Origin of the sequence: Haemophilus sp. CCUG 60358, from assembly GCF_001679485.1 — a bacterium.
Taxonomy (GTDB): domain Bacteria; phylum Pseudomonadota; class Gammaproteobacteria; order Enterobacterales; family Pasteurellaceae; genus Haemophilus_D.
This window is the reverse complement of sequence record NZ_LZOZ01000016.1, coordinates 9,298-9,630: the sequence shown is the minus strand read 5'-3', so window position 1 is coordinate 9,630 and position 333 is coordinate 9,298. Positions and strand designations below refer to the sequence as shown.

Genomic DNA, 333 nt, shown 5'->3' with positions numbered 1-333 from the left:
ATCATGTCCAGCCTGAATATGCAGATTATCATCTGCAATAGCCTGAACACCTTTCGCCTTCACATCATGACCTGCCGAAAGAAGCACATCTTTACCACTCACCTGTGTGCCAACTTGAGTAACGGAGTGTTGTTGGTCAAGACTGGTTTTGGTCACCTTCGCCACACTTCCACTTTTCGTTTTGTGGAACTCCTCAAAATCACGGCTTTCTTTTGCGCCATTCAGCACAAGGTCATTTTCCGCGATAGCCATTAACTTCGCTTCACTCTCCAGCTGTGCACCTTCTGATAAAATATTTTTACCGGTTAGCGCAACATCACCTTTGCCTTTTAC

General features: G+C 45.3%; 1 protein-coding gene. It reads right to left on the bottom strand.

The features are described from left to right. On the bottom strand, window positions 1-333 hold a 333-nt coding region (locus tag A9500_RS07810; RefSeq protein WP_179854567.1), incomplete at both ends, for a hemagglutinin repeat-containing protein.